The organism is Phenylobacterium aquaticum (genome assembly GCF_947378715.1).
GTDB classification, from domain to species: Bacteria; Pseudomonadota; Alphaproteobacteria; order Caulobacterales; family Caulobacteraceae; genus Phenylobacterium; species Phenylobacterium aquaticum_A.
On the sequence record NZ_CANCLE010000188.1, the window covers coordinates 1 to 6,958 of the forward strand.

Sequence of the window (6,958 nt, forward strand, 5' to 3'; positions counted from 1 at the left end):
CGCCATGGCCGGATCAAGCCACAGCCGCGCGGTCAGCATGAGGGCGGCGAGCCCGATCACACCCAGCAGCAGACGCAGGACCAGTCGCATGGCGGAACCTCGATCGCGGAATAATATGGCACTCATTATGCCGTAAATTCAGCCCCGGGCAAACTGAGCGGGCTTTCCCGGCGCTCAGGCCCCGGCCAGCCCTTCGAAGAACGGCCGCACATAGAGCTCGACCGCCTCGGCCGGCGTGAGGTCGCGGGTCCAGGCCCGCAGCTCGGCGGCGGCGTTGATCATGCCGGTGAACATCTGGGCGGCGATATTGACATCGACCGGACGCAGCGACCCGTCCGCCACCCCATCACAGATCATCGAGGCGAACCGCTCCGACAGCCGGTCGAACTGGGCGATCAGCCGCCCCTGGATCGCCTCTGGCGCCAGGGTCAGGGCCGAGGTGCGCAAGAGCGGCGCATTGCCCGACACCTGGTACTCGACCAGGGATGCCGCGATCGAGGCCAGGGCCTGATAGCCGCTGGTGGTCACAGCCTCCGCCTGGCGGACCGCCAGCCGCATCACCTCCAGCGTGCGCTCGAAGCAGGCCTGGACCAGGTCATCCTTGGCGGCGTTGTGGTGATAGAAGGCGCCCTTGGTGACGTTCAGCCGGGCCGAGATCTTCTCGACCGAGGCGCCGACATAGCCCTGCTCATTGATCAGTTCGGTGGCGGCGCAGAGGAAAAGCTCGGCCGAATCCTCGCGCCGCGCCGCCATCAGGTCAGTCAGCGGAACCGGGTCCCACCGGGCGCCGGGCGCGGCCAGGCCGTCACAGACCATGGATCCGAATCGCCGGGCCACCCAGCCATAGTCCTCGGGATCGCGCCGGGGCAGCCAGACGATCGACCAGAGCACCTCGGCCAACAACATGTGGGCGCGGGCATTGAGGGCGTTGCGGCTCCGCGTCTCCGCACCTGGCGCCACGAGCAGGGATCGGATGGCCCGGAACAGCTCGACATAGGCGGCGTTGACCGTGGCGTCGTTCAGGGCCCGCACGTCGTTGAACAACACCACATCCTCGGCCCGATGCTCGGCGACCTGGCGGCGGAAGGCGAAATAGGCGTCGAGGAACAGGGTCAGCCGCTCGGCCACGTCCGTTCCAGCCTCGCCCTGCGCGATCAGGGCGTTGAAGCGCTCGACGCCGTTCAGGTAGCAGGCCTGGGCCAGGGCTTCCTTGTTCCTGAAGTAGTAGATCACCCCGGTCGGCACGAGATCCAGCCGGGCCGCGACCTCGCCCAGGGTCATGCCGCGCACGCCCTTGCGGTTCATGACCTCGATCGCCGAGGCGACGATGGCGGCGCGGCGCGCCTCGAATCGGCGCGTCGGCGTGCGGGTGTTCATCGGTCTCCCCCCAGCCCGGGCGTTCAGCCTCTGAGCGGCGGTGATCTTATGGGGGCGGAGCCTGACCGCAAGCCCCGGCGCGCCGGCTTGGCGCTTGACGCCGTCGCCCCGCGACGCTCACTCAGCGGCGCGACTTGGAGAGCATCGGCATGGGCGGACGAACAATCCTGGCGGCGGCAGCGGCCCTGACCCTGCTGGCGGCCCAGGCCCAGGCCGCGCCGGCCTCCGTCTATATGGAGGATCTCACCCTGCCGGAGCTGCAGGCCAGGCTGGCCGACGCCAGGCCGGTGGCGTTGATCTTCACCGGCGGCACCGAGGCCACCGGTCCGAGCGTCGCCTACGGCAAGCACAATGCGCGGGCCCACGCCTATGCCGGCGAAATCGCCCGCCAGCTGGGCAACGCGATCGTCGCGCCGGTCCTGCCCTTCGCGCCCAATTCGGACAAGCTCAAGGGCGTCGCCGGCACCATCACCCTGACCTCAGAGACCTTCACCGCCGTGAACGAACAGGTCGCCCGCAGTCTGATCGGCGGCGGCTTCAAGCGGGTCGCCCTGCTGGGCGACCATGGCCCCAGCCAGGCGCCGCTGAAGGCCCTGGCCGACAAGCTGGACGCCGAGTTCGCGCCCCAGGGCGTGCGGGTGTTCTTCATCTCCGACAACTACGCCCGCGCCCGCACCGAGATCGAGGCGCAGATCCGCGCCAGCGGCCATACGTCGGGCGGCCATGGCGGCCTCTGGGACACCGCCGAGACCTGGGCCGTGGCCCCGGCTCTGGTGCGTCCGACCACCCTGCATCCCGGCGACCTGACCGACGAGGGCAATGGCCCACTGAGCGCGGAGGGCTTCTCCGGCGACCCGCGCGGGGCGACGCCCGCGATGGGTCGCAAGTTTGGCGCCCTGCGGGTGCGTCTCGCCGTCGAGGAGCTGAAGCGTGACCTGGCCCAGGCCGACACGGCGGCGCCCGTCGCGGCGAAGTGATCCGCCGCGACGGTCGACTATCGCCAAGCCGAACCGACTTCGTTTACAAGACCCACCAAAGCCCAGGACGGGGCGAATGGGGAGAGCGGCCCGATGTCGGTCTATATCTTCGATGCGGTGCGCACGCCGCGCGGCAAGGGCCGGCCCGACGGGTCGCTGGCCGGCGTCACCCCCGCCCAGATGCTCACCCAGCTGGCCCGCGCCCTGGAACAGCGCAACGGCCGTGACGCGGTCCACGCCGCCGGGCACTTCACCCTGGGCTGCGTCACCCAGGTGGGAACCCAGGGCGGTCACGTAGCGCTGGCAGCGCGGGTCCAGGCCGGCCTGCCCGACAGCCTGCCCAGCCTGACCATCAACAATTTCTGCGTCTCGGGGCTCAGCGCTCTGGCCGACGCCGCCCGGCGCGTGGCCTCGGGCCAGGTCGACCTCGCCCTGGCCGGCGGGGTGGAGAGCATGTCCCAGGTCGCCTTCATGACCGACAACGCCGACTACTACTCGGACATGGGTCTGGCCGGGACCATGGGTTGGGCCCCGCCCGGCCTGGCCGCCGATCTGCTGGCCACCCGCGAAGGGGTCAGCCGCGCCGACCTCGACGCCGCCGTCATGCGCTCCCACCAGCGCGCCGCCGCCGCCTGGGCCGCCGGCCGCTACGGCGACCGCGTGATCCCGGTGACCGCCGCCGACGGCTCCATCGCCCTGGACCGCGACGAGAACATCCGCGACTTCGGCGACGGCGCCACCCTGGCCCGGCTCGGCCCGGTGTTTGCGGCGGCCGGCGCCCAGGGGTTCGACGCCATCATGCTGGCCCACAAGCCGGAGATGGCCAAGGTCGAGCATCTGCACACCGTCGCCCACTGCCCGCCGATCGCCGACGGCGCCGCCCTGATCCTGGTCGGCACGGCCGAGGCCGGCCAGCGCCATGGCCTCAAGCCCCTGGCCCGCATCCGGGCCGTGGCCGAGAGCGCCGACGACAAGATCATGCAGCTCACCGCCGGCTTCACCGCCATGACCCGGGTGCTGGAGCGCGCCGGGCTGAAGGTTCGCGATCTCGGCGCCATCGAGTTCATGGAGGCCTTCGCGGTCGCACCCGTGCTGTTCGAGCGCGACTACGGTCCCGACATGAGCCGGGTCAATCCCAATGGCGGGCACCTGGCCATGGGTCACCCCATGGGCGCGACCGGAGCGGTCCTCGCCACCACCCTGCTCAGCGACATGGTCCAGCTGGACGCCGAGACCGGCCTGGTGGTGGCCACCGGCGGCGTCGGGGTCGGCGCCGCCATGGTCTTCGAACGGGTGAGCTGAGGCCTATTTCGGCCCCACGCCCATTTCCTTGAGCAGCTCGGCGCGGTCGTAATATTCGCGCCACTCCTGGACCTTGCCGTCGCGGATATCGAGCACGCCCACCACCGGCACCGCGCCCGCATGGCCGTTGTAGACGAAGCGATCCGTGCGCTCCATGTACACCAGCCCGTCAATGACCCCCATGTGGGTCACGTCCAGGACCACCCCGGCCGGCGCGCCCTTGCCCAGGCCGGCGATCCGCTCATAGACCGCCGCGCGTCCGACCACCGGCTCGGCCATCATCGAATGCAGCACCCCGTTCTCGGCGAACAGGTCGGCGGCGTGCTTCCAGTCGGCGTTCTTCCAGGCCGCGATCATGTCCTTGGCCACGGCGATGCGGCTGGCGTCGGTATCGGCCGCATGGGCGGGGACGGCGGCGGTCGCCAGGGTGAGAGCCAGGGCCAGCGCGCCCACGAAACGCTTCATGTCGTCCTCCAGGGTCTTCACAGCGAGACCACGCCGGATGCGAACCCGCCCGCGAGAATTCGCGTCGCAGCCGCTCCGGTCACTTGCACAACAAGACCATGGTGCTAGGTTGAATTCAAGGGCGGCCTCGACGCCGTGGAAACCAGATTCGGAGAGCTCTCATGAAGATGGAGCGCCTGCCGCCGGTGAAGACCTCGCTGCGGCCCAGCAACCACCCCTATCTCAACGGCGCCTGGACGCCGTTGCACGAGGAGGTGGACGCCACCGACCTGGAGGTGATCGAGGGCCGGATCCCCACCGACATCGACGGGCTCTATGTCCGCAACACCGAGAACCCGGTGCAACAGCCGCTCGGCCGTTACCACCCCTTCGACGGGGACGGCATGATCCACATGATCAGCTTCAAGGACGGCAAGGCCGACTATCGCAACCGCTTTGTCCGCACCCGCGGCTTTGAGGCCGAGCAGGAAGCCGGCCAGTCCCTGTGGGGCGGGTTGATGGACGGGCCGGAAGTCTCCCTGCGCCCCGGCTTCGGCGCCCATGGCGGCCTGAAGGACGCCTCCTCCACCGACGTGGTGGTGCATGGCGGCAAGATCGTCTCGACCTTCTATCAGTGCGGCGAGGCCTATTGGCTGGATCCTGAGACCCTGGAGCAGGGCGGCGTCGCCAGTTGGGGCCCGCTGGACGGCGTCTCGGCCCACACCAAGATCGACGAGGCCACCGGCGAACTCCTGTTCTTCAACTACTCCAAGTCCGCGCCCTACATGCATTACGGCGTGGTCGATAAGTCGGGAAAGCTGGTCCACTACACCCCCGTGCCCCTGCCCGGCCCGCGCCTGCCGCACGACATGGCCTTCACGGCCAACTATTCGATCCTCAACGACCTGCCGGTGTTCTGGGACGAGGACCTGCTGAAGCGCAACGTCCACGCCGTGCGCGAGCACCGGGGCATGCCGTCGCGCTTCGCGGTCATCCCGCGCTATGGCGACGCCAAGGACATCAAGTGGTTCGAGGCCGACCCGACCTACATCCTGCACTTCCTCAACGCCTATGAGGAGGGCGACGAGATCGTCATGGACGGCTACTTCCAGGAGAAGCCGACCCCGCGCCCTCTGGCCGACGCGCCGGACGGCTACGCCCACATGATGGCCTTCGTCGACGAGCACAGCTTCATTCCCAAGCTGCACCGCTGGCGCTTCAACCTGAAGACCGGCGAGACCCGCGAGCACCACATGGACGATCGCATCCTGGAGTTCGGGATGTTCAACCAGCGCTATGCCGGCAAGCCCTATCGCTACGCCTATTCCACCCGCACCAAGCCCGGCTGGTTCCTGTTCAACGGCTATGTGAAGCACGACCTTGAGACCGGCGAGACCTGGGAGCTGAACCTGCCCGAGGGCCGCTATGCCAGCGAAAGCCCCTTCGTCCCGCGCATCGACGCCAAGGATGAGGACGACGGCTATCTGGTCAGCTTCATCATCGACGAGAACACCCAGACCTCGGAATGCATCCTGGTGGACTGCAAGAACTTCGAGGCCGGGCCGGTGGTCCGCATCGCCCTGCCGCACAAGATCTCCAGCGGCACCCACAGCGTCTGGGCCGACCGCGAATTTATCAGGAACGGCAAGCACGAAGCCTAGATTTTCGACCTAAGCACTTCAGTCAAAAAGAAAAAGATCCATGGACATCAAGGACAGCATAGCCCTGGTCACGGGCGGCAATCGGGGTATCGGGGAAGCGTTCGTCAGGGCCTTCCTCGCGGCCGGAGCGGCCAAGGTCTATGTCGCGACCCGCGACCCGGCCAATGCCCAGCACCTGGTCGACGAGGGCCAGGGCAAGGTCGTGGCCGTCCAGCTCGACCTTTCCAAGCCCGAGCAGATCGAGGCCGCCGCCGCCCAGTGCCAGGACGTCTCGATCCTGGTCAATAACGCCGGCCAGTTCTCCATGCAGACCCTGATGAAGGCGCCGGACCTCTCCTTCGCCCGGGCCGAGATGGAGACCAACTATTTCGGTCCCCTGGCCATGTGCCGGGCCTTCGCCCCGATCCTGGCGCGCCACGCCGAAAGCGCCATCGCCAATGTGCTGTCGGCCGGCGGCATCGTCGCCGTGCCCGGCATGGGCGGCTACAGCCCGTCGAAGTTCGCCGGCCGGGCCATGACCACCTGCGTCCGCGCCGAGCTCGCCCCACAGAACACCTCGGTCACCGCCCTGATCGTCGGCTCGGTCGACACCCGGATGGCCAGCCATGTCGAGGGCTTCAAGGAGACCCCGGCCACCATCGCCGAGGCGGGCCTGAAGGCGATCCGCAAGGGCGCCGACGAGGTCGACACCGACTTCATGGCCGTGGACGTCCGCGCCAATCTGGCTCGCGACCCCAAGGCTCTCGAAATCGCCATGCGCCGCTCCCTGCTGGGCGAACGCGTCACCACCGGACGCTGAGGAACACGCCCATGACCAGCCAAGACTACATCGCCTTCGCCAAAAAGTTCGTCGGCGCGATCCAGAGCGGCGACACCGACACGGTGCGCGCCTGCTACCACCCGGACGCCAAGCTCTGGCACAACAATGACGGCATCGAGCAGACCGTCGACCAGAACATGAAGGTGCTGGACTGGTTCATCCGCGCCCTGCCCGACCGCAATTACCGGGTCACCCGGCTCGAGGCCCTGCCCGACGGCTTCATGCAGCAGCACGTGCTGGAAGCCACCCTGCCGGACGGGACCAAGTGGGCCATGGACGCCTGCGTGGTGGTCAGGATCGAGAACGGGGTCATCACCCGCCTCGACGAATATATCGACAGCGCCAAGTCGGCCCAGCTGCGCGCCCACGGCCGCTGA

The 6,958-nt window shown here is 68.5% G+C and carries 7 protein-coding genes; 5 read left to right on the forward strand and 2 right to left on the reverse strand.

Annotation, left to right across the window (positions count from 1 at the left end):
* Window positions 1-174: 174 nt before the first annotated feature.
* The gene (locus tag Q7P21_RS18180) at window positions 175-1,377 is read right to left on the reverse strand and encodes a TetR/AcrR family transcriptional regulator (protein WP_304178482.1); all 1,203 of its coding nucleotides are present in this window, start codon (window positions 1,375-1,377) and stop codon (window positions 175-177) included.
* A gap of 149 nt (window positions 1,378-1,526) precedes the next feature.
* On the opposite strand from Q7P21_RS18180, the gene Q7P21_RS18185 reads away from it, so the two are divergent.
* On the forward strand, window positions 1,527-2,354 hold the full coding sequence (locus Q7P21_RS18185; RefSeq protein WP_304170261.1) for a creatininase family protein: 828 nt from the start codon (window positions 1,527-1,529) through the stop codon (window positions 2,352-2,354).
* 93 nt (window positions 2,355-2,447) lie between these two features.
* Window positions 2,448-3,656, forward strand: a complete 1,209-nt coding sequence (locus tag Q7P21_RS18190) for an acetyl-CoA C-acyltransferase (RefSeq protein WP_304178493.1) — start codon at window positions 2,448-2,450, stop codon at window positions 3,654-3,656.
* 3 nt (window positions 3,657-3,659) lie between these two features.
* Here Q7P21_RS18190 and Q7P21_RS18195 read toward each other — a convergent pair whose 3' ends face one another.
* Window positions 3,660-4,121: a limonene-1,2-epoxide hydrolase family protein gene (locus tag Q7P21_RS18195; protein ID WP_304178503.1), complete on the reverse strand. Its 462-nt coding sequence runs from the start codon at window positions 4,119-4,121 to the stop codon at window positions 3,660-3,662.
* Window positions 4,122-4,282: 161 nt separating this feature from the next.
* On the opposite strand from Q7P21_RS18195, the gene Q7P21_RS18200 reads away from it, so the two are divergent.
* The 3 genes from Q7P21_RS18200 to Q7P21_RS18210 are packed head-to-tail and all read left to right on the forward strand — an operon-like array spanning window position 4,283 to window position 6,958.
* Complete coding sequence (locus tag Q7P21_RS18200) at window positions 4,283-5,761, forward strand: carotenoid oxygenase family protein (protein WP_304170264.1); 1,479 nt, start codon at window positions 4,283-4,285, stop codon at window positions 5,759-5,761.
* 40 nt (window positions 5,762-5,801) lie between these two features.
* A complete protein-coding gene (locus Q7P21_RS18205) occupies window positions 5,802-6,560 on the forward strand; it encodes an SDR family oxidoreductase (protein ID WP_304178513.1) in 759 nt (252 codons plus the stop codon).
* An 11-nt stretch (window positions 6,561-6,571) separates the two neighbouring features.
* Entirely contained in the window at window positions 6,572-6,958 is a 387-nt protein-coding gene (locus tag Q7P21_RS18210) for a nuclear transport factor 2 family protein (protein ID WP_304170266.1), read from the forward strand.